The sequence below is a fragment of the Actinomadura madurae genome (assembly GCF_900115095.1).
Taxonomy (GTDB): Bacteria; Actinomycetota; Actinomycetes; order Streptosporangiales; family Streptosporangiaceae; genus Spirillospora; species Spirillospora madurae.
The window spans coordinates 140,605-164,243 of record NZ_FOVH01000019.1; the positions used below are offsets into that span (position 1 = coordinate 140,605).

A 23,639-nucleotide genomic window follows, 5' to 3' on the forward strand; every position below is an offset into this window, starting at 1 on the left:
TTATCCCGGTTTCCACGGGTGAGGTTGCCTCCAGCGCGCGCGTGAAGGGAGGCCCGGGTGGAACGGGAGCCGCGGGTGGCGTTCGTCCTCGGCGGCGGCGGGGTGCTCGGCGCGCACGAGGTCGGCATGCTGCGGGCGCTGGAGGAGACCGGCGTCCGGCCCGACCTGGTCGTCGGGACGTCGATCGGGGCGCTGAACGGCGTGTTCGTCGCGGCCGGACCCGGCACCGCCGTCGAGCGGCTCACCAGCCTGTGGTCGGACGAGTCCGTCCGCGAGGTGTTCGGCTCCCGCGTCCTGGCCCGGCTGTGGACGCTCGCCCGGTCCGGCACCCACCTGCACTCCAGCGAGCCGCTGCGCCGGATGCTGGACGAGCTGCTCCCCGTGTCGTCGTTCGAGGAGCTGGACGTGCCGTACCAGTGCGTCGCCGCCGGGATCGAGACCGCGATGGCGCACTGGTTCACCCGCGGCCCGCTGGTCCCCGCGGTGCTCGCCTCGTGCGCCGCGCCGGGGCTGCTGCCGCCGGTCCGGGTCGGGGACCGGCACTACTTCGACGGCGGGCTCGTGCACAGCATCCCGGTCGGCCGGGCCGTAATGCTCGGCGCCACCACCATCTACGTCCTGCACGTCGGGCGGATCGAGCGGGACCTCGCACCGCCGCGCCGGCCGTGGGAGGTCGGCCTGGTCGCGTTCGAGATCGCGCGCCGGCACCGGTTCTTCGAGGAGATGGCCGCCCTCCCCGACGGCCTGACCGTGCACGTCCTGCCCGCGGGGAACCGGTCGCGGCGGGCCGGCGTCGACCTCGCCCAGATGCGCTACCGGAACGGCTCCGGGATCCAGGCCCACATCGAACGCGCCTATCAGGCATCGTTGGAGTACCTGAAGGAGCGATCGTGAGATGGTGCCACCCCGTGTCGTCCGCCGCCTCGTGTTCACGCCGCTGCTGTTCCTGCTGACCGCGCTGGTCGTCGTGCTGTTCCCGGCGGCCTACCTGGTGACGTCTCTGATCGGGCGCGAGCGCCGGCGGGCGCGCCGGCTGCTGTGGTTCGCGCTGGCGTGGGGGACGCGGGAGTCCGCCGCCGTCGTGGAATGCGGATGGCTGTGGCTCCGCGGCCGTGCCCGCGACGAGCGGCACTACGACGTCATCCGCCGCTACATCGCGGGCCTGTACTCCATGGCGCAGCGCCAGCTCGGCCTGCGCGTCCAGATCGACGGCTCCTGGGACGGGCCGGACGGCGACCGCCCGCTGATCGTCCTCAGCCGGCACGCCGGGCCGGGGGACGCGCTGCTCCTCGTCCACCACCTGCTGTCGGACTACCGCCGGCGGCCCCGCGTGGTGATGAAGGCGCAGCTCCAGTTGGACCCGTGCATCGACATCGCCGCGGGCCGGATGCCGAACGTGTTCGTCACGCCCGGCGGCGGCGCCGTCGAGGACATCGGCCGCCTCGCGAGCGGCCTCGGCCCCCGCGACGCGCTGCTGATCTTCCCGGAGGGCGGCAACTTCACCCCCGAGCGCCGCCGCCGCGCGATCCGCCGGCTGGTCCGCCTCCGGCGCCGGGACGAGGCCGCCCGCGCCGCCGCGATGCCCAACCTGATGCCGCCGCGGCCCGGCGGCGTGCTGGCCGCGCTCGACGCCGCCCCGTCCGCCGACGTCGTGTTCGTCGCGCACTGCGGGCTCGACCGCATGACCACGGCCGGCGAGATCTGGCGGCGCGTCCCGCTGACCGGCGTCGTGCGCGCCCGCTGGTGGCGCGTCCCGGCCCGGGACGTGCCCGGCGACCGGGACGCGCGGGTCGGCTGGCTGTACGACCAGTGGGAGCGCGCCGACGCCTGGATCGGCTCGCAGCAGGAACCCGCGCCGAAGTGACATCATGGACGGATGGGCGACGAGGGGTCCGTGCGGGTCGATCTGTGGATCTGGTCCGTGCGCCTGCTGAAGACCCGGTCGATGGCGACGACCGCCTGCCGGGCGGGCCACGTGCGCGTGAACGACGAGCGCGCCAAGCCGTCCACCGCGGTCAAGCCCGGCGACACGGTGCGGCTCCGCCATGACGGGCGGGAGCGGATCGTGGTCGTGCAGAAGATCGTCCGCAAGCGGGTCGGCGCCCCCGCCGCGCAGGAATGCCTGATCGACAAGAGCCCGCCCCCGCCGCCGCGCGAGGCGCTCATCCCGGTCGGCCGCCGCGAGCGCGGCGCGGGCCGCCCGACCAAGCGCGACCGCCGCGAGCTGGAGCGCATCCTCGACCGCTACCGCACCCTGAACAGCCCACCGGCCGACGACTAGGTCACAGCGAGCGGGCGAGGACCGTGCCGTCGGCGGCCAGCGCCTCGGCCGCCGCGTTCTCGGCCCGGGGGAGCGTGACGGCGGTCTCGAAACCGGCCCGTCTCACGATCGCGGCCTGGGTGAGCCGGGTCGCGCCGGTGAGGAAGCGCCACGCCGCCACCTCCGTCGCACCGTTCCAGCTCGCGTGCACCCGCATCCGCCCGGCGTCGAGCGGCCGCGCCACCACGGCCGGCCGCGCCTCGGGCCGTCCCGTCCAGGGGGAGCGGTACGAGCGGTAGGAGCCGTCGCCCAGGCCCGTGATCTCCAGGACGGGCGTCCCGTCGGCGGCGAACTCGGTCAGCTTCGGGGTGGAGCCCCAGCCGACGACCGCGTTCCCGTCGGGCAGGACCTGGACGTTCCCCATGTACTGCCCGTACGTCGTCCCGTCGGCGTACTCGCGCACCAGGGTCGCGCGGCGGGCGGTCTCGTCCACGGCCAGCACGAGGCCCCGCGACGGGCCGTCGCCCACGGCGCCGATGTGGTTGTCGAACAGCGTGATCGTCCCGTCCGGGCGGCGGCGGGCGTCGTGCTGCCACGCGAACGCGGCGCCCTTCCCGAACGCGAAGTCGCCGCGCCGGCCGCCGAGCCGCCACCGGACGGCGCCGGTCCGGCGGTCGATGCGGTAGAGGGCGCAGGTGTTGCGGGCGGACACCAGCAGGGCGTCCCCGTCGTCCTGGACCGAGTTGATGTGGATCGGGTCGAACGCGTCGCCGCCCTTCTCGGGCAGGGCGGTGCGGGTCTCGGTGATGTCGAGGTGGTCGAGGGCGCTCCAGTCGAGCAGGATCCGGCCGGTGGCGACGTCGATCTCCTGGACCCGGCCGTCGAGGACGCGTCCCCTGCCCGGGCCGCCGATCGGCCGCAGGTCGGCGGTGACCTCCGGGTACGCGATGACCAGCGCCGTCCCCCGGTCGGTGAGCGTGAACTCGTGCAGGTCGCCGCGGACGCCGTCGCCGGCGTGCACCTCGGCGACGCGCCGGTAGTCCTGGCCGAGGACGACGCCGACGCCCTCCCCGTGCCCGCCCTCCTTCCGGTCGCCCTCCCAGTAGGTCAGCACCGGCCGGCCGCCGTGGCTCTGCACCCGGACGTCGGTGATGAGCCGGTCCGACCGGTGGATCCACACCGGCTCGCCGGTGTCGTCGACGATCAGCGCGTCGGCGGTGCCCGTTCCCCGGAAGGGCGCGAGGAACAGCAGGCCCTCCGCCGTCCGGCCGAGGCGCCGCGCGCGCAGGCTCGGCGGCCGGACGCCCGGCAGGGTGAGGTAGTCCCCTCCACCGAAGGCGTCCCGCGTCCCCGGGGTGTCCGGTGGGCGGCGGGCCGCGGCGCCGCTGACGAGCGCAGCCCCTCCGACCAGGCCCGACAGCAGGAAACGGCGGCGAGTGAAGCTCATGCGTGCCGGTCTATCCGACGAGTCTCAAAACTCCATGAGCGTCCGCTGAGAGCCGCCGGAGATCACTGCCCGTCGGCGAAGCGGCGCTCGGACTCCAGGGCCGACGCCACGTCCCGGGGGTAGGTGTGCCGCGCCCTGAGCAGCAGCAGCCCGTTGACCAGCAGTGGCACCAGCGCCAGGAGGAACACCTGGTCGAGGCCGTCCGCCGAGCCGCGGCCCGAGTCGAGCAGGCCCGACAGCCACCCGAACAGCACCGGCGCCGCGGCCTCCGCGGCCATCCGCACGATCGTCCGGATGGCCTCCGCGCGGCCCCACAGCCGGTAGTGGACGACGTCCAGCCGGATCGCGTCCAGCGGCGGGTTCGCGGCGGCGAGCGCGGCGGCGGCGAGCGTGAACAGCGGCAGCGCGACCAGCGCCTCGGTGGTGAGCAGGCCGGGCAGGAACAGCAGCGCCGACGCCGCGAACGCCACCCCCGGCACGTTGACGCGGGCGGCGAGCACGCCGCGCCGGACGAGCCGGTCCGCGAGCCGCCCGCCCGCGAGCACGCCCGCCAGCGCCGCCAGCCCGATGACCGGGACGAACGCCGACAGCTCGCCCCGGCCGACCCCGTACCGCTCCTGCACGAAGACCATCGCGAACGTGCGCAGCCCGGCGAAGAAGAAGTAGCCGATCGCGGACGCCACGATGATGATCACGTTGGTGCGGATCCGCAGGACGTGCCGCGCGGCGTCCGGCAGGCTCATCGCGGCGGGGTCGGCGTCGAGGACGGCCTCCGGGTTCGGCTCCACCCCCGCCTCGTGCACCTGCCGCTGGGCGAGCTCCTCGCCCCGGCCGGCGGTCTGCTGCGCGCCCCGCCGCGGCTCGGGCAGCATCCGCCACAGCAGCACCGCGAGGACGAGGCCCAGCACGGCGACGAACCAGAACGCGACCCGCCAGCTGGCGAACGCCGCGATGTTCCCGCCCGCGAGCAGCCCGAACCCGACCCCGACCAGTTCACCGGCCAGGATCCGGCCGTACGTCGCGGCCCGCTCCTCGGGCGGGAACAGGTCCCCGATCAGCGACGCGACGGTCGGCCCGGCCGTCGCGGTGACCGCCCCGAGCGCCACCCTGGACGCCAGCAGCCACCCGTAGGACTCGGCGAGCCCGCCGACGACCATCGCGAGGCTCCACAGCAGCACGCTGCCCGCCAGCAGCGGGATCCGCGGCACCCGGTCCGTCAGCTGCCCGACCGGCACCGTCGCGACCGCGCCGATCGCCGCGGGGGCGGCGGTCAGGACCCCGACCTGCGTGTTGCCGATGTGCAGCGAGTGCCGCAGCTCCTGGACGATCGCGCCGATCACCCCCGTGTCGGCCGCGTTCAGCGCGAGCACGCAGGCCAGCAGCACGATGACACGGGCGCGGCGTCCCCCGCCGTGCCCGCCTCCGGGAGCGGTGTGCGCCCGCCTCCACGGCCGCGGGGTCCACGCCGGCGTCACGACCGACTACTGCCCGTACACGGGCCGGGTATGTGCAGGTCGCCGGGGGTCGCCGAAACATGGTCAAAGCGGGCAGCATGTGGATCACCATGGTGATACCGGGATCCGCGCGCCGCGCGCTGCGAGCCGCCGCGGCGGTCGTGTCCCTCGCGCTGCTCTCCGGGGCGACGGCGACCGCCGCGGGCACGCCGGTCCCCATGGAGCCCGCCGTGACGTCACCGGACGGCGCGCTGTCCCTGACGGTGTCCGCCGACGGCGGGCTCCTGCGCTACTCCGTCGAGCGGGCCGGCGCCGTGCTCGTCCGGCCGTCGGCCCTCGGCCTGCGGCTCACCGACGGTTCCACGCTGGGCGGGAACGTCCGGATCACGAGCATCCGCAGGACGTCCGGCGACCGCACGTGGCGGCCGCTGTGGGGCGGCGACGCCGCCGTCCGCGACCGCTACCGCGAGCTGACCGTCCGGCTCCGGCAGGCGGACGGCAGGGTCTTCAACGTCATCGCCCGCGCCTACGACGACGGGGTGGCCTTCCGCTACGAGGTGCCCGCGCAGGCCGGGCTGCGGTCCCTGGAGATCGTGGACGAGGCCACCGAGTTCGCCCTCGCCGGCGACCCGGCGGCCTGGTGGACGCCGCGCGACTTCGACTCCGACGAGAAGACCTGGCGGTCGTCCGCCTACAGCGCGATGGGGCCCGGCAACACGCCGGTGACGTTCCGGTACGGGGCCGGGCCGTACCTGTCGATCCACGAGGCGGACCTGAACGACTACGCCGCGATGACCGTCGTCCCGGAGTCGGGACGGCTGCGCGCCGCGCTCGTGCCGACCCCGGGCAGGACGGCCGCGGTCGTCACCCGGACGGGCCGCGCCACCCCGTGGCGGGCGCTGACCGTCACCCCCGACGCCGGCGGGCTCATCGAGTCCCACCTCCTGGAGAACCTCAACCCGCCCTGCGCGATCTGCGGCGCCGACACCTCATGGATCAGGCCGACCAAGTACGTCGGCATCTGGTGGCTGATCCAGCACCGCAAGGCGACATGGAAGACCGGCCGGTGGCACGGCGCGACCACCGCCCGCGCCAGGCAGTACATCGACTTCGCCGCCGCGCACGGCATCGGCGGCCTGCTCGCCGAGGGCTGGAACCGCGGCTGGGAGGGCTCCTGGGCCGACCAGGACTTCACCGCCGCCACACCGGACTTCGACCTCCCCGGGGTCGTCGCCTACGGCAAGAGCAAGGGCGTCGAGTTCATCGCCCACAACGAGACGGGCTCCGGCGTCGACAACTACGAGAGGCAGCTCGACGCGGCGTTCGCGCTCTACGAGCGGCTGGGGATCCACTACCTCAAGACCGGCTACGTCGGGAAGATCCCCGGCCACCACCACTACGACCAGCGCATGGTGAACCACTTCCGCCTCGTCCTGGAGACGGCCGCGCGGCACCGCATCAACGTCATCTGCCACGAGTGCGTCCACGGGACGGGGGAGACCCGCACCTATCCCAACGCGCTCGCCCGCGAGGCCGTCCGCGGCCAGGAATGGGACGCCTTCAGCGGGGGCAACTCCCCGGAGCACACGCTGATCCTGCCGTTCACCCGCATGCTCTCCGGCCCGATGGACTACACGCCCGGGATCGTGGACGTCCGCTGGGATCCGCGGAAGGCGGGCCGCCGCGTCCACACCACGCTCGCCAAGCAGCTCGCCTACTACGTGACCTACTCTTCCGGCGCCCAGATGGCCGCCGACCTCCCCGAGCACTACGCCAGGTCGCCTGGCCTCGCGTTCATCGAGGACGTGCCGGCCACCTGGGACGAGACGAAGGTGCTGTCGGCCGAGGTCGGCGACCACCTCGTCACCGCGCGCCGCTCGGGCGCCGACTGGTACGTCGGCGCGATGACCGGCGACCGCGCGCGGACCCTGCGCTACCCGCTCTCGTTCCTCGGCAAGGGCACCTGGGTCGCCGAGGCCTACACCGACGCGCGCGGGACCGACTACGCGACCGCACCGGAGAAGCTGGACGTCACCCGCTCTCTCGTCACCCGCGACGGCACCTTCACCGCCGTCCTGGCGCGCAGCGGCGGCCAGGCGGTCCGGTTCCGTCCCGCGACACCGGCCGACCTCCGATCGCCGGGCGGCTGACCCGGGTCAGGCGCCCTTCGCCCCGGCCGGGGGCGCGGTGAGCGCGTAGATCAGCAGGACGCACAGCGCGATCGTCAGCACCGACCAGAGCGGGAACGCCTGCAGGAACGCCAGGTGCCCGATGGCGGCGAGGACGGCGAAGAAGACCCCCGTGGCGCGGGCCCACATCTTCCCGGACAGGATCGCGGCGCCGACGGCCATCTGGATGATCCCCAGGAACAGCCAGAACCAGCCCCACGCGGTGTAGTCGAACACCAGGATCCGGTTGTCGCCGACGAGGTAGTAGTCGTCGTTGAACAGGGCCACCAGGCCGTCGATGACATTGAACGCGCCCACCACGAACGCCAGCGTGCCGGCGAACGTCAGCCACCCGGACGTCCGGACCTCCCTGTGGGTCCCGGCCGTGCCCGTGCCGTGCGCCATCCTGGTCGTCATGAGACCTCCCCTCGTCGGGCCCGGATCACGTCGCTCGCCTATGCCGAAAGATCCCCTTTGTCGCACTATGTACAAACCGTGACCGCGTCCCATTTGGCGCCCCCTTGAGCCAACCGTGCCCACCGTTTGGGCCCCGCCGCCCGGCGCCGGGCCGCCGGGCGAAACCCGATGCCCGTCCGGTCCGTCTCAAGATCGAATCACCGTCGCGACGAACCGGAGCCCCCTGATGGACACCGCCGACTACCCGGGCCTGGCAGGCGAGATCGCCTCCATGGTGCACGGCTACCCCTACGCCGACCCGTCCGAGCTGCTCGGGCGGATCGGCGATGAGGTGAGCGCCGACCCGGCGGGCCCGCACGGCCGCGCCATGCTGGCGGCGCTGTGGGCGAGCCGCTGGTTCGTGCACTGGAAGATCAACGACCGCGGACTGGTCACGGCGCTGGCCGAGGCGGCCGAGCGCGCCGAGGCGGCGCTCACCGCCGCGGGCTGCGCGGGCGGGCACGAGCATCCCGATCCCGCCGACGCCTCCGACCCGGAGGGGATGGCCGCCCTGATCGAGATGATCGGCGGCTCGGACGACCGGGAGACCGTCGAGGCCGCCGCATGCCCGGGTCACCTCGCGCCCCTGGCCACCGACACGGCCTCCACGCTGCGGTCGACCCTCAGCGAACGGTTCGCCGCTCCCGAGACCGAGCACCTCGACGCCCGTTACCTCACCGCCGACGGCCGCACCGCGTTCGACCCCCTGATCGGCGACCTGGAACGGCAGCGGTACAGCCAGGTCGACCTGCAGGCGCAGAACGCGGCGATCTGGTCGGCACGGCGGCTGCTCGCCGGTGCTCCCGAGGCCGAACGGCCCCGCCTGGCGATCGCGGTATGCCTGCTCGCCAAGCACTGCTACTGGAGCTCCACGGCACCCGGCATCGTCGGGCTCTACCGGGAGGCGCTGGCGACCGTCGACCGCGCACCGCGCGAGACGTCCTGCCCGCACGGCGAAGGCCATCGGCGCGTCAAGCTCGCCGCCCCGCCCCGCCCCGGGGTGCCGGACGAGCGCGGCGAGCTCTGCCCCCGCCGGGTCGCCGAGCAAGTACACGACATGCTCGAGTACACCCGTGACTACCTGGGGTCCTAGAGGGCCGTGCCCTTGATCGCCCATGCCGTCGCGGGGAGGGTGAGGGAACCGTCCGGGGCGAGGGGGAGGCGTTCCCGCAGGTGCTCGCGCAGCGTGCGCCGCCGCTCCTCGCTCAGGGACGCGACGTATCCGGGGGCCGGGCCCTGGCCGCCCAGGAACGGCTCCCAGTAGTGGTCGAAGTCGGGGAACGCGGTCGGCACCTCGATCGCCTGGACGGTGACCCTGGTCAGCCCGGCGTCCGCCCAGAGGCGGGCCAGCGGCTCGGGGAGGCACATCGGGAAGCGGCGGCCCTCGTCCAGGCCGGCCGCCTCGGGGTCCAGGTCCGCGGCGGCGTCCCAGAAGTGGCGCAGCATCGCCATGCCGCCGGCGTAGTCCCACACGTACGCCGCGACCACACCGCCCGGGCTCGCGACCCGGGCGAACTCGGCGACAGCGCGCTCCGGGTCGGGGACGAAGTTGAGCGCCAGCCCGCTGACCACGGCGTCGACGCTCCGATCGGCCACCGGCAGCGCCCGCGCGTCACCGAGGTGGAAGACCGCCCGCTCATCGTCCACGCGCTCCCGCGCGCGGTGCAGGAAGCCTTCGGAGGGGTCCACGCCGACGACCTGGAGCGGATCGGCCATCGCCAGCACGGTGGCCGTCAGCACGCCGGTGCCGCAGCCGACGTCCAGCCATCGCCGGCCCGGCGGGACGCCCAGCCAGGGCACGAACGCCTCCGCGATCCGGCGGCTCCATCGGCCGATGTACCTCTCGTAGGCCTCGCCGGCGGACCACACGTGACCTCCCATGGTCAGACCGGACGGGAGAGGTCGGTGATGATGCGGGAGATCTCCTGGAGCGCGTACGACGCGATCTCGCGCTGGGCGGCCTCGGCGTCCTCGCGCGTCTCCTCCAGGTCGCCGATGACGATGATGTTCTCGTCGTTCAGCGTGGTGGCCGGGGCGGTGTAGTTGAAGCTGCCGGCGATCACCAGCCGCTCGTCGATGACCATCAGCTTGTGGTGCACCTTCCGCACGCCCGTGCCCGGCTTGTTGGCGAACAGCTCCACCCCGGCGGCCCTCAGCGGGTCGGTGGCGGCCCACGCCTGGGCGCCCTGACCGTTGTCGAGGACGCCGCGGAGGCGGGAGAGCGACGGCGCGAGGCGGATCATCGTGTCGTCGATGCCCGAGGACCGGGCGAAGGTGAACATCGCGAAGTCGACGCTCGCGGCGGCCTTGAGCATCTGCTTCATGATCTCCATCTCGGGTCCGTGCCGGGGCGCGAACAGCGGCTTGACCCGGACCCGGCCGAGCCGGAACTCCGCCGGCGTCGGCTCCACGCGTTCGTGCAGGGCTCCGAACGTCCCCGAGCGCATCCGGAGGAACTCGGCGAGGTACAGATCGGCGGCGCGCCGCCCCCGCAGGACCAGGACGTGGTTGAGGTTGTTGCCCGCCTTCCCGCGCCCGCCGGGCGGGTTCGTGCCGGTGTCGGTGAGGGTGAAGTTCGCCGAGCCGGTCAGCACCGCCGCCGTCGGCTCGCCGGCGTCCCGGACGATGAACTTCTGGTGGAAGATCGCCGGGTTGAGGTCGGTGACGAGGTCCACGCCCGCGCGCAGCAGCGCGGCGTGGATGAGCCGGTTCTCCTCGTTGGCCCCGGCCGCCGCCCAGGGGTCCGCGGCCGGACGCTCCTCCCGCAGGTAGTCACCCTCCAGGATGATCTGGACGCGCACCCCGGACGCCCGCGCCGCCAGGAGGGCCTCGGCGATCGAGCGGGAGTCCAGCTCCTGCACCGCCACGCGCAGCGTGCGGCGGGCGCCCGCGACGAAGTCCCGGATGACGGCGTCCAGGTCGTCGGGCCCGCCGAGCACCGCGGGCCCCGCATGGAATTCGATGCCGCCAACCTGAATCGGCATAACCGCCCCCAAATCCACGACAGTCCCCGCGAACCAGGCATACCCACTTTCCCGGGAGGCGGTGCCGTCAGTGCGGCGGGGCCACGCGCTTGGTGTAGCCGGTGACCACGGCGGTCTCGACGTGATCGATGCCGTCCAGGGCCCCGAGCCGGTCGCTCAGGTACGTGAACAGGGCGTTCTCGTCGCGGCAGACGGCGATGGCCAGCAGGTTGTGCGTCCCGGTGATCGCGCCGACGAACGCGGCCTCCGGATCGGCGGCGAGGGAGCGGGCGACGTCCGCGAGCCGGGACGGGCTGACGGCCAGCCACAGCAGGCACTGGACGGTGTAGCCCAGCACCGCCGGGTCGACCTCGACGTCGAACCGGACCGTCCGGGAGCGACGCAGTTCGTCCAGCCGGCGGCGGACCGCCGACTCCGACCAGCCGGTCTGGCGGGCGAGGCGCGGATAGGCGGCACGGCCGTCCGCGGCCAGGGACGGCAGCAGCCGCCGGTCGAGGTCGGTCGGCGCGGCCGGCGCCGCCGCGCCGGAGACCGGCGGCCGGAGCGCGGCGATCTGGTCCCCGTCGAGGGCGGACGTCCGGCCCGACCAGCGGTGGTCCATCAGATGGCGGAGCAACCGGTGGGCGTCCACCGCGAGGACGCGCGGGTGCCGGGCGAGCGGCGCCAGCGGGGCGGGACGCCCCGCCGGGGCGCGCAGGACGCAGGCGATCTCCGTGCCGCTCGTCAGGACGGTGACCCAGCAGGTGTCCGGACGCCGCGCCAGGGCCCCGGCCAGCGCGGCGGCACCGGCGGGCCGCACGCGCAACCGCACCAGCCACTCGGCGAGGCCGATGTCCCGGCTGCTGACGTTCGCGGTGACACGGGCGGTTCCGGTGGCGCGCAGCCGCGCGAAGCGGCGGGCCACCGTGCGGTCGGAGACGCCGAGCACCTCGGCGATCCTGGCGAAGGGCGCCCGGCCGTCGAGATGCAGCGCGTGCAGCAGCCGCAGGTCGAGCGGGTCCAGCGTGACCGAATCCACCCGATGATGGTATTTCGATGTCGGATCCCGGCGTCTCCGGCCGTCGGACGGGACCGGGCCGGGCCGGGCACCCCACCATCGGTGCCATGACCAGCGACATCCATGGTTTCCATCACACCGGCATCCTGACCCGCGACCTCGACGCCCTGGAGCGCACTTACACAGGGTTCGGCTTCACCCTGAGCCCCCGATCCCGGCACCTGCTCAACGAGCGGCCCGGCGAGCCGCCGGTGCCCGGGTGCACGGCCAACCGGTGCGCGCTGTTCGGCAACGCCTACATCGAACTGCTCGGCATCGTGGACGAGTCGGCGCCCGACCCCTGGCACACCAAGGCGATCGCGGACGAGTACGAGGGCTTCCGGCTGCTGAACTTCGACACCGCCGACGCCGAGGCCACCGACGGAAGGCTGACCGGGCTCGGCCTGCGCACCTCCGGCGTCCTCGACCTGGAACGCGACGTCGCCACCGCGGACGGGACCCGCACCCTGCGCGCCCGCGCCGTGCACCTGGACCCGCGCTCGACCCCCGAGGCGTACGTCGGCATCGCGCAGCACCTCGACCGCGAGTACGTCCACCAGGCGCGCTACCTCGCCCACGCCAACGGGGCGCGCGCCCTGGAGGCGGTGCTGATCGTGGTGGACGACTCCGCGCACGAGCCGATCACCGCCCGGTACGCGGACGTGCTGGCGTGCACGCCGCGGCGGCAGGGCCCGCTCACGGTGCTGGACCTGGCGGACGGGCGGCTGGAGATCCTCCGGGCGTCCGACGCCGGGGAGGTGCTGCCCGGCGAACCCGTCCCGGCCCCGTCCTACCTGGCCGCCATGACCATCCGGGTCGACGACGCGGACGCCGCCCGCGCGCTGATCGAGGACGGCGGCACCGGGACCAGGCCGGCCGGCGACGGCTTCGCCGTGTCCGCCCGGGACGCGCACGGCGCCGCCCTGATCTTCACCGCCTCATGATCGCCGAGACCGTGGCGGGCCGGGTGCGCGGCGTCGCCGCCGGCCCGGTCACCGCCTACCTCGGCATCCCCTACGCGGAGGCCGGCCGGTTCGCCGCGCCCCGTCCCGTCCGGCCGTGGGCGGGCGTGCGGGACGCCTCCGCGCCCGGCCCCGCCGCACCGCAACCGCCGTCCCGCCTGGAGCGCGTGATGGGCGGCTTCGACGTCCCGCAGGACGAGCGGTGCCTGTCGCTGAACGTGTGGCGGCCACCGGGGGACGGGCATCCGGTCCTGATCTTCCTTCATGGCGGCGGCTTCACCAGCGGCACTCGCCGGCGGCGGTGCCGCACCCTGGCTGTACGGCTTCGACTGGCGCCCGGAGCACGGCCCGTTCGGCGCCTGCCACTGCATCGAGCTGCCGTTCGTCCTCGGCTCGGCGGCGGCGTGGCGGGACGCGCCCATGCTCGCCGGCGAGTTGCCGCCCGGCCTCGTCCGCCGGGTCCGGCGCGTGTGGACGTCCTTCGCCCGCGACGGCGACCCGGGTTGGGAGCGCGGCACCACGCACCGCTTCACCGGCTGACCCGTCCGGCCGGGCGCCGTGACATCGTGTACCGCGTCAGGAGGTGGGGTCGTGGCCAAGGCGGTCGAGACGGCGTACGCGGTGATCCGCGCCGGGATCGTGTCGGGCGAGTTCGCCCGGGGCGACCGGCTGCGGGAGGCCGAGCTGGCCGAGCGCGTCGGCGTCTCGCGGACGCCGATCCGGGAGGCCCTGCGCCGGCTGGACTCCGAGGGGCTGGTCGACTTCGTCCCGAACCGGGGCGCCCGGGTGACGGCGTGGACCGAGCGGGAGCTGGACGAGTTGTACGAGGCCCGCGCCCTGCTGGAGAGCTACGCGGCGAAGCTGGCGGCGTCCCGGATCAAGCGGGAGCAGCTCGCCCGGCTCCGCGAGCTGGCCGCGGAGATGAAGGCGCTCGCCGGCGCCGAGGGCCCGGCGGCCGACCGGCTCACCGAGCTGAACGGGGAGTTCCACCTCACGATCGCCGCCGCCGGAGGGAACGGGCACATCGAGACGCTGATCCGCGGGTTCATCGACGTGCCGCTCGTCCACCGCACGTTCCGGCGGTACGCGCCGGACCGGCTGCGCGCCAGCATGTTCCACCACGACGAGCTGATCGAGGCGCTGGCCGCCGGGGACGGCGACTGGGCGGAGGCCGTGATGCGCTCGCACATCCTCGCCGCCCGGACCACCGTGCACAGCCTCGGAATGTCCGCCGGCCTCCCCGACGAGCCCTGACCCTCCCCGGCGGGTGATCAGCTTGGCTTGCGGGCGAGGAGGAGGCGGAAGCGGGGGCCGCCGTCGTCGCGCCGGCCGAGCATGGGTAGCGGGGTCGTCGTCACGGTGAAACCGGCCTCGGCCAGGTCGTCGCGGACCGCGTGCAGGGGACAGGTCCGGTAGTACATGACGAACGGTGGACGCCACACGGCGTTCCGGATGCGCATGGCCAGGTCGAACCCGAGCAGCGCCCAGTACCAGGCCGACCCGACATGTGGTGGCGCGCCGATCGGGAACGCGAACAGGCCGCCGGGCCGCAGCGCGCGATACACCCCGGCGAACACCGCGGACCGCTCGGCGGGCAGGAAGTGCCCGAGCGCTCCGAAGGTGACCGCGAGGTCGAAGTCCTCGGCGAAGGGCAGCGCCCGGACGTCGGCGCGTACCCACTCGGCGTCCGGGTGCGCCCGGCGGGCCTGCGCGAGCATCCCGGCGCTGAAGTCGACGCCGGTGATCCGTCCGTGGCACAGCGGTTCGAGGACCTGCATGCCGGCACCTGTCCCGCAGCACACGTCCACCCCCTGGCCGAACGGCCCGAACGGACGCAGCGCGTCGGCGGTGGCGCCGAGAATGCTTTCGGGGGTGCGAAAGGGCGTGTGGTCGAACTTCGGAGCGAGCAGGTCGTAGCCCCGCTCGACCGAGGACAACGCCTGAACCGTCAGCTCGCGCAGAGAAGGCCCTTGAGTGGAGAACACCGCCCAAGGCTACGGCCCCGGCCGGGCGTTCCCTTGATCGAGGAGTTTCGCGATGCCGAACTCGAACCGCTCGTCGAAGGATTCCTCGGCCAGGACGGGAAACACGCGCTGGAGTGCTGGGCGCCGTCCCACAGCGAGATCGCGGATGGAACGGTCGGGAAGCGCCTGCTCCTCCTGGGTCAGCCCGAGGACGAGGTAGATGAGGCTCCAGCACGTCCAGGCCGCTTCGCGGTCGGGCAGGCCGCCGTCGAGCAGCGCCGCGACGAGCGCCTCGGCGATGTCCAGGGTCGCCGGCTCGGCGGCGTACGTGCCGGCCACCACGGCGGCGCCGTCGCGGTGGGCCAGCAGGGCGCGCCGGTAGCGACGGGCGATCTCGGCCGCGCGTTCGCGCCAGTGCTCCGGCAGGCCGTCGAGCGAGACGCCGGCGACGATCGCGTCGGCCATCAGCTCCTCCAGCCGGGCCTTGCTCTTGACGTGCCAGAGGACGGTGTTCATCCGCACGCCGAGGCGCCGCGCGATGGCGCGCATGGAGACCTCTCCGGCGCCGTGCTCGTCGAGGACCTGCAGGGCGGCCCGCACCGCGTCCGCTTGACTCTTGGTCACTGACCTACTCTAATGGCCGGACGGTATTGGTCAGTGACCAAGGGAGGTTCGATGGAGGACGTCGTCGTGGTGGGGGCCGGTCCCACCGGGTTGTGGCTCGCCGGGGAACTGCGGCTCGGCGGGGCATCCGTCACGGTTCTGGAGACCAGGCGGGAGCGCGACCCCAATTCCAAGGCGCTCACGATCCATCCGCGCACGATCGAGATCTTCGACTGCCGCGGCGTCGCGGAACCGTTCCTGGCGGAGGGCCTGCGCATCCCGAACGGCCATTTCGCCGGGCTGCCGGACCGGATGGACTTCTCCGTCCTGGACACGCCGTACCCGTTCACCCTCGCGCTGGTCCAGGCCCGCACGGAGGAGCTGCTCGAAGCGCGCGCCCGCCGGATGGGCGCGACCATCCGCCGCGGTCGCCGGGTCACCGGCCTGGCGCCCGACGGTGTCGCGCTGGCGGACGGAGAGGTCGTCCCGGCTCGCTACGTGGTCGGCTGCGACGGAGTCCGCAGCACCGTCCGGGAGGCTGCGGGCATCGACTTCCCCGGCACCGACGCCACGACCTGGGGATGGCTCGGCGACGTGGTGCTCGGCGCGCCTCCGGAACGCGGCTTCGCGCAGGTCTCCGGCGCGGACGGCGGCCTCATGGTCGTGCCGCTGCCCGGCGGGATCCACCGCCTCGTCGGCGGGGACCCCCGCACCAACCGGCCCGAATGGCCCGGCGAGCTCACTCTCGACGAGCTGCGGTCGACGGTCCGGCGGATCGCGGGCACCGACTTCGGCATGCGCGACCCGGTCTGGCTGTCGCGCTTCGGCAACGCGACCCGGCAGGCCGCGACCTACCGCAAGGGCACCGTGCTGCTGGCCGGAGACGCCGCCCACATGCACTTCCCGACCGGCGGCGTCGGCATGAACGCCGGCATCCAGGACGCCCACAACCTCGGCTGGAAGCTCGCCGCCGTCGGCACCGGCCGTGCGGACGAGGCGCTGCTCGACACCTACCACGAGGAACGCCACCCCGCCGGCGCGGACCTCCTCGAACACACCCGCGCCCAGACCGCGCTGATGACGACCTACTCTCCCGAAGGACTGGCACTGCGGGCGGTGCTGAGCGGCCTGATCACCACGGCGCCGGACATGTCCCGGGAACTCGCCGAACGCCTCTCCGGACTCAGCGTCGCCCACGCGACCGGCAAACGCGTCCGCAACCTACGGCTGCCGGACGGCCGCACCCTCTTCGAGGCCCTGCGCGCGGGAGCCCACGTCCAGACCGAAGCGGGCCGGGTCCGCCCGGACGGCCATCTGGCGCCGGCGGTCCCGTGACGACCGCGTCAGCCGATCGGCGACTGTGATGCCGGGTCGTGCCGGGCGGCGGGCACGGTGTCGGGGGTGGCGTCCTCGGTGAGGAAGCCGCCCGACTGGTGGTGCCAGAGGCTGGCGTACGGGCCCTTGGCCTGGAGGAGTTCCCGGTGGGAGCCGTCCTCAAGGACGCGGCCGCGGTCGAGGACGATCAGGCGGTCCATGCGGACTACCGTGCTCAGGCGGTGGGCGACGACCAGCGCGGTGCGGTCGCGCATCAGGCGCCACAGCGCCTCCTGGACGAGCAGCTCGCTCTCGGAGTCCAGGGCGCTGGTCGCCTCGTCGAGCAGCAGGATCGGGGCGTCCCGCAGGATGGCGCGGGCGAGCGCGACGCGCTGCCGCTGGCCGCCGGAGAGCTTGACGCCCCGCTCGCCGACCAGCGTGTCGAACCCGTCCGGGAGGCTCTCGACGAACTCGGTGACGTGCGCCGCCCGCGCGGCCTCGAAGACCTCGGCCTCGGTGGCGGCCGGGCGGGCGAACGCGATGTTGTCGCGCACCGACCGGTGGAACATCGCGGGTTCCTGCGGGACGTAGGCGATCAGGTCGCGCAGGTCGCTCTGGCGCAGCCGCGCGATGTCCTGGCCGCCGACGAGGATCCTGCCGCCGTCGACGTCCATGAGGCGCAGCAGCAGCCGGGTGAGGGTGGTCTTGCCGCCGCCGGACCGGCCCACCAGGCCGATCTTGGCGCCGCTCGGGATGTCGAGGTCCAGCCGGTCGAACAGGGGCGGGCCGTCGCCGTGGGCGAAGAGCACCCGCTCGAAGCGGACCGACGCGTCGGCCGGACGCGACGGGAGCGGATCGGGCGGGTCGACGACGGTCGGCGGCGTCAGGAGCAGCTCGGTGAACTGCGCGGCCTCGGTCAGCGTGCTCTCCAGCCGCCGGTACACCTGGTTGAACTCGAACATGATCCGGGTCGCGTTGGTGTAGTAGGAGAACGTCACCACGATGGCCTCCACCCCGAGCCCGCCGCGCAGCGTCACCGCGACGAGCAGCCCCAGGGCGCCGGTCAGGATCGACATCGGGGCGACGACCATGTCGACCCGCAGGTTGCCGTAGTCCCAGGAGCGCAGCGACAGGCGGTGCTGCTCGGCGGCCCGGCCGCGGAACTCGGCGGCCTCCCGGCGCTCGGCGGCGAACGCCCGCACCGTCTCCATGTTGGTCATCACGTCGGCGACGTGGCCGGACACGCGCACCTTGGCCGCCTCGCGCGCGTCCACCAGCGCCTGGCGGCGGCGGATGAGCGGGGACGCGACCAGGCCCGTGAGGACGATCAGTCCCACGAGGACGATGACCAGAAGCGGGTGGTACCGCCACAGGATCACCGAGGCGAACGACAACGGGATCACGTTGGCCATGACCGAGAACGTGAGGGTGTCGGCGAAGTGTTCGAACCCGCCGGAGAAACTGAGGATCCGTTTCGTCAGTGAACCGGCGAAGTTGTCATGGAAAAAGGCGGCGTCCTTGGCGAGCAACTCGTCCATGCCGGCGATGCCGAGCCATTCGATGCCCCGGCCGTTCGTCCGGTTGAGGTAGTGGAGCCCCACGCGCCACAGCGCCTCGCCCGCCAGGCCCAGCCCGGCGAAGCCGAGGACGAAGGGCAGGAGCGCGGCGAGGTCGCCTTTCCCGCCGCCGGCGAGATGTCCCACCAGAGCCGCCACCACCAGCGGCGACACGTAGAACAGGCTGATGTTCCCGAGCGATGGGAAAAGCAGGGCGGGAAGCGAGATCCGCCACTGGCGGCGCAGCTCATCGCAGTAATAGCGCAGGGCCAGCAGAACCGCTCGTCGCCGGGTCGACTGGCCGTCCTTGGAGGAGCCCACTCGTAATCCCAGCACAGCCGCCCACCCCTCTACACCGCCGCCCTTCCATGCTGCCCGAGGTCACCGAGATCAGGCGAATGCTTTTTCGGCGGCGGGGGCAGACTGCGGTTTTGGTCCGGGAATTTCACGATAAAACCCCTGCCCTGCCGCCCGAGGGAGGCGGCAGAGCAGGGGCCGACCGCGCTTTCGCGGAGAGGTGGCCGGCCCAACGGAAATGGGGCGCGACGTACCCTGCCCGGCGCGGGGCGTGGGCGCCTAGTCGTCCGGGATGAGGCCGAGGGCGACGTCGAGCGCGGCGGCTTGGAGCTCGTCCTCGTCGGTGACCGTGTCGCGCATGGCGAAGTGCGCCATGTGCAGGGTGAAGATGGACAGGCGGGCGCGGATCTGGTCGGGCAGGCTCGCCTCCTCGTCGGCCAGGAACGTGGCGAACGACTGCATGAGCGTGCGCAGGTTCGCGCTGCCCTTCAGATCCCGTATGGCGGGTTCGTTCTGCTGCATGAAGTGGATCATCTCCCGGCCGGGCCCCTGGAAGATCTCGGCGTAGCGGCGCACGAACTCCCGCCGGGACGCCGGAGTCGCCTCCTGCCCGCGGGACCACTCCAGCAGCTCCTCGGCCTCGGCGTGGAAGTCCTCGAAGAGGCTGGCGACGATGTCCTCTTTGGTCTTGAAGTGGTAGTACAGCGCCGCCTTGGTCACCTCAAGGCGTTCGGCGATCTCGCGGAGCGAGGTCTTCTCGTAGCCCTGCTCGGCGAACAGCTCCAGCGCCACCTTGCGGATCTGCTCGCGGGTGTCGCTTCGACGGCGGGTCATCGCGTCCTCCCTCTAACTTACTTGACGCCCGGCTAGTTCTGAGCTTACCGTACGGCAGGTAAGCAAACTAGCCGGACGGCAGGTAAGTGAGGACGCGATGAGTACGACCCCCACGGAGAGCCCGGTGACGGCGCCCTCCCAGAGCAAACGCCAGATCTACATCGTGATGAGCGGGCTGATGATCGGGATGCTGCTCGCCATGCTGGACAACATGGTGGTCGGCACCGCGATGCCCACCATCGTCGGCGAGCTGGGCGGCCTGGCGCACCTGTCGTGGGTGGTCACCGCCTACACGCTGGCCACCGCCGCGGCGACGCCGATCTGGGGCAAGCTCGGTGACATCTACGGCCGCAAGGGCATGTTCATGGCCGCGGTCGTGCTGTTCCTGATCGGGTCGGCGCTCGCCGGCATGGCGCACAGCATGACGCAGCTGATCGCCTTCCGCGGCGTCCAGGGGTTGGGCGCGGGCGGGCTGATGGTCGGTGCGATGGCCATCATCGGCGACCTGGTCCCGCCCCGGGAGCGCGGCCGCTACCAGGGGCTGATGGCCGCGGTCATGCCGCTGGCCTTCATCGGAGGCCCGCTGCTCGGCGGCCTGGTCACCGACCACCTCAGCTGGCGGTGGGCCTTCTACATCAACCTGCCGCTGGGCGCCCTCGCCCTGGTCGTCACCGGGCTGACCATGCACCTGCCCAAGCGTCCCCGCGGCACGTCCCGCATCGACTTCGTCGGCGCGGCCCTGCTGACCGCCGGCATCGTCTGCCTCTCGCTGATGACCAGCTGGGGCGGCACCGAGTACGCCTGGTCCTCCGCCACCGTCATCGGCCTGGGCATCGGCGCCGCCGTCCTGCTGCCCCTGTTCGTGCTGTGGGAGCTGCGCACCGACTCCCCGATCCTGCCGATGAGCCTGTTCCGCAGCCGCAACTTCACGCTGGCCTCGGTGCTGGGCTTCCTGGTCGGCTTCGCGATGTTCGGCGCGGTGACCTTCCTGCCGCAGTTCCAGCAGCTCGTGCAGGGCGCCTCGGCCACCAACAGCGGCCTGCTCCTGCTGCCGCTGATGATGGGCATGCTCGTCACCACCATGGCCGTCGGCCAGCTGGTGACCCGTACCGGGCGCTACCGCGTCTTCCCCATCGTGGGCGGGGTGTTCATGACCGCGGGCATGCTCCTGCTGGCCCAGCTCACCGTGGACTCCACCCGCCTCACCACCGGCCTGTTCATGCTCGTGCTCGGCGCCGGACTGGGCTTCCTGATGCAGAACACGATGCTCATCGCCCAGAACAGCGTCGAGATGAAGGACATGGGCGCCGCCAGCGGCGCGGCCACCCTGTTCCGCACGATCGGCGGCTCGCTCGGCGTGTCGATCCTCGGCGCGGTCTACAGCAACCAGCTGACCGGCGCGCTGACCGACCGGCTGGGCGAGCAGGCCGGACGGTCGCTCTCCGGCGGCGGCGGACAGCTCACCCCGGCCCTGCTCAAGCAGATGCCGGCCAACGTCCGTGACGCCGTGGAGCACGCGGTCGCCTCCGGCGTCCACAACGTCTTCCTCTGGGCGGGCGCGTTCACCCTGCTGGCCATCGTCGCCGCCTGGTTCATCCGCGAGACCCCCCTCCGCGGCGCCCCGACCGACCAGCCCACCCCCAAGGACCAGGAGCTCTCCGAACCCGCGATCGTCTGACCGGCAACCCGCCAGGGGCCGCCCTCACCCAGAGGACGGCCCCTCACGCGGTCGGTCGGCGGCGCACGCGGTAGCGCAGGTGGAGCACCCGGTCGCCCCGGATCACCACGTCGGGATCCTCCAGCAGGTGCTGCGCGTCGACCGGCCCGAAGTAGCGCTTGCCGGACCCGAGCACCACGGGCGCGACCTCCATGGCGACCTCGTCGACGAGCCCCGCGGCCAGCATCTGGCCGCCGACGTCGCCGGCGGCGACCTCGACCGTGCGGTCGCCCGCGAGCTTCCGCGCGGTGGCCATGGCGGCCTCGATGCCGTCGACGAAGTGGAACGGCGCGTCAGCGTTCCATCCCTCGGGCGCCGGCCGGTGCGACACGACCACGACGTGGTCGACCCCGGCCGGGGGCGTGCCGCCCCAGCCGTCCGTGAGGTCGAAGACGCGGCGGCCGGCGATCGTCACCCCGATCTCGTCCCAGTACGCCCGGACGTAGTCGTGGGACGCCTGCGTCACCTTCACGACCTCGGCGTCGTCCAACGGGACGTCACCGCTGGACATCCAGTCGAACAGCGGCCCGACCTGGTCGTCGCCGTCCGCGATGAAGCCGTCCACCGACACCGTGCCGTACATGACCACCTTGCCCATGGGCCACCTCCTCCGCTCGGGATGGTGCCCATCATGGCCCGGCGGGAGTCGCCGGCTCTTGTAAGGAATCAAACGGCCGGGATCAGCCCGACGTCGAGCGCATGGCCGGGATGCTCGCGCAGGAACCGCCTCCGAGCCTCCACATAGCGGGTCGGCGTCAGGCCGGTGAAGGCCCGGAACTCGTGGCCGAAGTGCGCCTGGTCGAAGTATCCGGCGCGACCGGCGAGGTCGACCCAGTCGACCGGCCCGGCGGGGTCGATCGCGCGGAGGGCGGCGGCGAAGCGGTAGGTGCGGGCGAGCCGCTTCGGCGTGACGCCGATCAGCTCCTTGAACCGCCGCGCCAGGTGGGTGCTGCTGACACCGGCCGCCGCGCCCAGGTCGCCGATCATCACCGCTCCCGTGGCCGCCGCGATGACGCCGCTCGTGTGGCGGACCAGCCCCAGGCCGGCGGTCTCGCGGAGCCGGCGGAGCAGCTCGTCCTCAAGAAGGATCAGCATCTCGCGCGGCCCGGCCTCCGAGGCCAGCCGGTCCCGCAGCTCGGCCGTGCGGGCGCGGCCCCAGACCTGCTCCACCGTCACCGGACGGTCGCACAGCTCCGCCGCGGGCATCGGCAGGAAAGGTCCGAGTCCCCACGGCTTGAAGTGCACGCCCACCGACCGCGTCCACGGCGGATAGCCGAACTCGGCGGCGCGGGTCGGCATGGTGACCACGCAGCCGTCGGCGTACTCGGCCGTCTCGGCCTCGCCGCCGGCACGGATGAGGAACGGTGGCCCGAGATTGAGGATGAGCACCGCCGAAGGCATCGGCGGCAGGGCCAGCCGAGAGTACGGCCGCGGGCCCTCCAGGTAGTAGAGATCGTCGATCAGCTCGTCCAGCGGCGATCGCGGCGCCCACGACACGTACTCCACGCGTCCAAGTATCGCGCCGACGCGAGCCCTCGTAATGCCGTTGCCAGGGGTGGACGGCTGGATCAATGATCGTGCGATGGAGCTCGACTGGGGCTTTTCCGCCGGCTGTACGAAGGCCTGTTCGACCACCATGACGACGTTGCCGGACGTGAGGGCTACCTGGGTGGCCAGCAACGGACGGTGGCCGTGCACGTAGCGACCCGCCACGGCGTCGGCGGGGTCGCGCGTCAGCCCGCGTTGTTGATCGTCGCTTCCACGTAGCTGTTCTCGGATTCGCCCCACTTGGCCAGGATCTTGGCGTAGGTGCCGTCGGCGATGATCGCCTTCAGGCCGGCCTGGAGCGCGCGGGCCAGCTCCATGTTGGACTTCGCGACCCCGAAGCCGTAGTGCGCGACCTTGCCGAACTTGCCGCCGGCTCTTTCGAGTCCGGGATTCTGCTTGAGCACGACCGCCGCGGTGGTGCTGTCGTTGAAGGCGAAATCGGCGCGCTGCGATCGGACGGCGAGCAGCGCGGCGGCGGCGGTGGGGAACTTCGACGCCCGGATCTTGTCGTTCGCGCAGTCCGCGGCATTGATCGCGTCGATGTCCAGGTCGAAGGTGCTGCCCTGGAGAACGGCCGCGGTCTTGCCGCACAGGGACTTGGTGTCCGACAGCTGCTTCGGGTTTCCCTGCTGCACGAACAGAGCGCTGTAGACATTCAAGTAGTCGACGAATGTCAGGGTCTTCTGACGGTCCTTGGTGTCGTTGATGGCTCCCGCGACCACGTCGTAACGGCCCGAGGCGACGGCGATGAGCTCACCGGGGAACGCGGCGTTGGTGACCTCGACTTTCAGGCCGAGCTTCGCTCCCACGGCTTTGATCAGATCGATGTCGTTGCCCTCGGCGATGTTCCCCTGGCCTGACAGGAACGTCAGTGGCGGCTGTCCCGGGGCGGTGACGACGGTGAGCACGCCCGACTTCTTGTTCTTGTCGGGAAGCGAGTCGGCGAACGCGGAAGCCGCTTTCTTGGTGTCGCCGGACGTGCCGCAACCGGTGAGCAGCGACGCGGCACAGGCGAGTGCGGTCACGGAGAGCATGAGCC

General features: G+C 72.9%; 23 protein-coding genes and 1 pseudogene. 11 read left to right on the forward strand and 13 right to left on the reverse strand.

Features of this window, described 5'->3' with window-relative positions:
• Positions 1–57 precede the first annotated feature (57 nt).
• Genes BM339_RS38735 through BM339_RS38745 form a run of 3 tightly spaced genes read left to right on the forward strand, consistent with a single transcriptional unit; the run spans position 58 to position 2,281 of the window.
• Complete coding sequence (locus BM339_RS38735; protein WP_021591319.1) at positions 58–894, forward strand: patatin-like phospholipase family protein; 837 nt, start codon at positions 58–60, stop codon at positions 892–894.
• Position 895: 1 nt separating this feature from the next.
• Positions 896–1,864, forward strand: coding sequence for a 1-acyl-sn-glycerol-3-phosphate acyltransferase (locus BM339_RS38740; RefSeq protein WP_075024105.1), 969 nt, complete (start codon positions 896–898; stop codon positions 1,862–1,864).
• A gap of 12 nt (positions 1,865–1,876) precedes the next feature.
• Positions 1,877–2,281, forward strand: a complete 405-nt coding sequence (locus tag BM339_RS38745; protein WP_021591317.1) for an RNA-binding S4 domain-containing protein — start codon at positions 1,877–1,879, stop codon at positions 2,279–2,281.
• 1 nt (position 2,282) lies between these two features.
• Here BM339_RS38745 and BM339_RS38750 read toward each other — a convergent pair whose 3' ends face one another.
• On the reverse strand, positions 2,283–3,707 hold the full coding sequence (locus BM339_RS38750) for an arylsulfotransferase family protein (protein WP_075024106.1): 1,425 nt from the start codon (positions 3,705–3,707) through the stop codon (positions 2,283–2,285).
• A 62-nt stretch (positions 3,708–3,769) separates the two neighbouring features.
• A complete protein-coding gene (locus BM339_RS38755) occupies positions 3,770–5,182 on the reverse strand; it encodes an MFS transporter (protein ID WP_024934250.1) in 1,413 nt (470 codons plus the stop codon).
• An 89-nt stretch (positions 5,183–5,271) separates the two neighbouring features.
• Here BM339_RS38755 and BM339_RS38760 point away from each other — a divergent pair, with 89 nt between their 5' ends.
• The gene (locus BM339_RS38760) at positions 5,272–7,311 is read left to right on the forward strand and encodes a glycoside hydrolase family 97 protein (RefSeq protein WP_075024144.1); all 2,040 of its coding nucleotides are present in this window, start codon (positions 5,272–5,274) and stop codon (positions 7,309–7,311) included.
• A 6-nt stretch (positions 7,312–7,317) separates the two neighbouring features.
• On the opposite strand, the gene BM339_RS38765 is transcribed toward BM339_RS38760, so the two are convergent.
• Complete coding sequence (locus BM339_RS38765) at positions 7,318–7,746, reverse strand: DUF7144 family membrane protein (RefSeq protein ID WP_021591313.1); 429 nt, start codon at positions 7,744–7,746, stop codon at positions 7,318–7,320.
• Between the two features lie 226 nt (positions 7,747–7,972).
• On the opposite strand from BM339_RS38765, the gene BM339_RS38770 reads away from it, so the two are divergent.
• A complete protein-coding gene (locus BM339_RS38770; protein WP_075024107.1) occupies positions 7,973–8,878 on the forward strand; it encodes a hypothetical protein in 906 nt (301 codons plus the stop codon).
• On the opposite strand, the gene BM339_RS38775 is transcribed toward BM339_RS38770, so the two are convergent.
• The 3 genes from BM339_RS38775 to BM339_RS38785 form a co-directional block, all read right to left on the reverse strand.
• Entirely contained in the window at positions 8,875–9,666 is a 792-nt protein-coding gene (locus BM339_RS38775) for a class I SAM-dependent methyltransferase (RefSeq protein WP_143118769.1), read from the reverse strand. The genes BM339_RS38770 and BM339_RS38775 overlap by 4 nt on opposite strands.
• A gap of 2 nt (positions 9,667–9,668) precedes the next feature.
• Positions 9,669–10,769 (reverse strand): phospholipase D-like domain-containing protein, encoded by a 1,101-nt coding sequence (locus BM339_RS38780; protein WP_024934251.1) that lies wholly within the window; start codon positions 10,767–10,769, stop codon positions 9,669–9,671.
• A gap of 67 nt (positions 10,770–10,836) precedes the next feature.
• Complete coding sequence (locus BM339_RS38785) at positions 10,837–11,787, reverse strand: Lrp/AsnC family transcriptional regulator (RefSeq protein ID WP_075024108.1); 951 nt, start codon at positions 11,785–11,787, stop codon at positions 10,837–10,839.
• Between the two features lie 86 nt (positions 11,788–11,873).
• On the opposite strand from BM339_RS38785, the gene BM339_RS38790 reads away from it, so the two are divergent.
• The 4 genes and pseudogenes from BM339_RS38790 to BM339_RS38805 all read left to right on the forward strand — a co-directional run bounded on the left by BM339_RS38790 (position 11,874) and on the right by BM339_RS38805 (position 14,021).
• A complete protein-coding gene (locus tag BM339_RS38790) occupies positions 11,874–12,749 on the forward strand; it encodes a VOC family protein (protein WP_218163875.1) in 876 nt (291 codons plus the stop codon).
• A pseudogene (locus tag BM339_RS52780) lies at positions 12,746–13,003 on the forward strand (carboxylesterase family protein); the annotation flags it as partial. The gene BM339_RS38790 and the pseudogene BM339_RS52780, both read left to right, overlap by 4 nt.
• 28 nt (positions 13,004–13,031) lie before the next feature.
• Positions 13,032–13,307, forward strand: a complete 276-nt coding sequence (locus BM339_RS38800; RefSeq protein ID WP_075024110.1) for a carboxylesterase family protein — start codon at positions 13,032–13,034, stop codon at positions 13,305–13,307.
• Positions 13,308–13,358: 51 nt separating this feature from the next.
• Positions 13,359–14,021 (forward strand): GntR family transcriptional regulator, encoded by a 663-nt coding sequence (locus BM339_RS38805; RefSeq protein WP_021591306.1) that lies wholly within the window; start codon positions 13,359–13,361, stop codon positions 14,019–14,021.
• A gap of 17 nt (positions 14,022–14,038) precedes the next feature.
• Here BM339_RS38805 and BM339_RS38810 read toward each other — a convergent pair whose 3' ends face one another.
• Together BM339_RS38810 and BM339_RS38815 are read right to left on the reverse strand one after the other, a co-directional pair.
• Complete coding sequence (locus BM339_RS38810) at positions 14,039–14,752, reverse strand: class I SAM-dependent methyltransferase (protein WP_075024111.1); 714 nt, start codon at positions 14,750–14,752, stop codon at positions 14,039–14,041.
• Positions 14,753–14,761: 9 nt separating this feature from the next.
• Positions 14,762–15,355, reverse strand: a complete 594-nt coding sequence (locus tag BM339_RS38815) for a TetR/AcrR family transcriptional regulator (protein WP_075024112.1) — start codon at positions 15,353–15,355, stop codon at positions 14,762–14,764.
• Between the two features lie 51 nt (positions 15,356–15,406).
• Here BM339_RS38815 and BM339_RS38820 point away from each other — a divergent pair, with 51 nt between their 5' ends.
• Positions 15,407–16,669 carry an FAD-dependent monooxygenase gene (locus BM339_RS38820; RefSeq protein WP_075024113.1) on the forward strand — a complete coding sequence of 421 codons (1,263 nt, stop codon included), beginning with the start codon at positions 15,407–15,409 and terminating at the stop codon, positions 16,667–16,669.
• An 8-nt stretch (positions 16,670–16,677) separates the two neighbouring features.
• On the opposite strand, the gene BM339_RS38825 is transcribed toward BM339_RS38820, so the two are convergent.
• Complete coding sequence (locus BM339_RS38825; protein ID WP_083598410.1) at positions 16,678–18,525, reverse strand: ABC transporter ATP-binding protein; 1,848 nt, start codon at positions 18,523–18,525, stop codon at positions 16,678–16,680.
• Positions 18,526–18,780: 255 nt separating this feature from the next.
• On the reverse strand, positions 18,781–19,335 hold the full coding sequence (locus BM339_RS38830; protein WP_075024115.1) for a TetR/AcrR family transcriptional regulator: 555 nt from the start codon (positions 19,333–19,335) through the stop codon (positions 18,781–18,783).
• 97 nt (positions 19,336–19,432) lie between these two features.
• Between BM339_RS38830 and BM339_RS38835 the strand changes: the two genes are divergently transcribed.
• Complete coding sequence (locus BM339_RS38835; RefSeq protein ID WP_177287886.1) at positions 19,433–21,013, forward strand: MDR family MFS transporter; 1,581 nt, start codon at positions 19,433–19,435, stop codon at positions 21,011–21,013.
• A 43-nt stretch (positions 21,014–21,056) separates the two neighbouring features.
• Here the strand turns inward: BM339_RS38835 and BM339_RS38840 are convergent, their stop codons facing one another.
• The 3 genes from BM339_RS38840 to BM339_RS38850 all read right to left on the reverse strand — a co-directional run bounded on the left by BM339_RS38840 (position 21,057) and on the right by BM339_RS38850 (position 23,625).
• Positions 21,057–21,650 (reverse strand): dihydrofolate reductase family protein, encoded by a 594-nt coding sequence (locus BM339_RS38840; protein WP_075024116.1) that lies wholly within the window; start codon positions 21,648–21,650, stop codon positions 21,057–21,059.
• Positions 21,651–21,718: 68 nt separating this feature from the next.
• On the reverse strand, positions 21,719–22,558 hold the full coding sequence (locus tag BM339_RS38845) for a helix-turn-helix domain-containing protein (RefSeq protein WP_075024117.1): 840 nt from the start codon (positions 22,556–22,558) through the stop codon (positions 21,719–21,721).
• A 227-nt stretch (positions 22,559–22,785) separates the two neighbouring features.
• Positions 22,786–23,625, reverse strand: coding sequence for an ABC transporter substrate-binding protein (locus BM339_RS38850; RefSeq protein ID WP_177287887.1), 840 nt, complete (start codon positions 23,623–23,625; stop codon positions 22,786–22,788).
• Positions 23,626–23,639 lie beyond the last annotated feature (14 nt).